Genomic DNA, 1,348 nt, shown 5'->3' with positions numbered 1-1,348 from the left:
CCGCCAGACGGTTTATTTAGAACGAGGTTACAAGAGCAAAGAAGTCTGTGGTCCTGAACAGCATCGAAATAAATACGCCGGAGGTATCAAAATGGTTTGTGTTGGAATTGACGTTGCCAAGGATAAGCACGACTGCTGTATTCTCGACTCGGACGGAACGATTCGTGCCGACTGCATTACCATCCCCAATAACATGGATGGCTTCAAGCAGCTGCTTCAGACGATTCGAGACTGTACAAAAAAGTCAGACAAAATAAAAGTAGGACTTGAGGCTACCGGACATTACAGCTACAACATTCTTGGATTTCTTCTTGACAATGACCTGGCCGTCTATGTCATGAATCCTTTGCACACCAACCTGTACCGAAAAAGTCTCAGCCTTCGCAAAACCAAAACCGATCGTGTGGATGCAAGAACGATTGCAACTATGCTATTGTCCGATGTAGACCTCAAGTCCTACACGGATACAGCATACCATAACGAAGAGTTAAAGTCACTAACAAGATACCGATTCGATAAGGTTCGTGAAAGAGCCAAGCTGAAGCAGTCAGTGTCCAGACTGGTCACGATTCTGTTTCCAGAACTGGAGAAGCTCGTTCCCTCTCTCCATATTGCTTCGGTTTATGCGCTCCTCAGTGAATATCCCGGTGCAAAACAGATTTCAGAAATTCATCTCACCAAGCTGACAAACCTTCTTGCGACAGCATCCAAGGGTCGTTATGGCAAAGATAAGGCTATCCAGATTCGAGATGCTGCCAGAACTTCCATTGGTTCCGTTATGCCTGCTAAATTTCTGGAACTGAAGCATACCATTAAACTCATTCGGGAACTCACCTCCGAGATTGATGAAATTGAAGTTTCTATTCAGAAAATCATGGATGAACTGAATCCACCGATTCTTTCTATTCCCGGTGTCGGTATCCAGTCAGCAGCCATGATTCTTGCTGAAATCGGTGATTTTTCCAACTTTGAATCTCCTGACAAAATCCTTGCTTACGCTGGCTGCTCTCCATCTACATACCAGTCCGGAAAACTTACAAACTGTTACGCTCACATGGAGAAGCGTGGTTCTCGTTATTTGCGATATGCCCTCTACAACGCAACCAAGTACGTCTGCCACTGGAATCCCGTCTTTGCTGAATATCTTGCCAAGAAACGTGCTGAAGGAAAGCACTACAATGTTGCCTTATCCCATGCCACGAAGAAACTTGTGCGGCTAATCTATGCCTTGCAGAAATCTGGCAAAGCATATCTTGTAGCTGCCTGATTCTCTCCAGAGCCTGAGCCAAATCCAAGAACAACTTAGCTGGCGCAGCGAACCCTTGACAAACCGAAGCATTCAAATGCT

At 45.4% G+C, this 1,348-nt stretch carries 1 protein-coding gene; it reads left to right on the top strand.

The window, feature by feature from the left end; all coding sequences use genetic code 11:
* Positions 1-91 precede the first annotated feature (91 nt).
* Positions 92-1,267 carry an IS110 family transposase gene (locus tag J3353_RS15985; protein ID WP_005936957.1) on the top strand — a complete coding sequence of 392 codons (1,176 nt, stop codon included), beginning with the start codon at positions 92-94 and terminating at the stop codon, positions 1,265-1,267.
* Positions 1,268-1,348 lie beyond the last annotated feature (81 nt).

Origin of the sequence: Faecalibacterium sp. Marseille-Q4137 (assembly GCF_017377535.1) — a bacterium.
Classification (GTDB): domain Bacteria; phylum Bacillota; class Clostridia; order Oscillospirales; family Ruminococcaceae; genus Faecalibacterium; species Faecalibacterium duncaniae.
The sequence above is the reverse complement of the archived record's forward strand: the minus strand, read 5'-3'. Positions and strand labels throughout refer to the sequence as shown.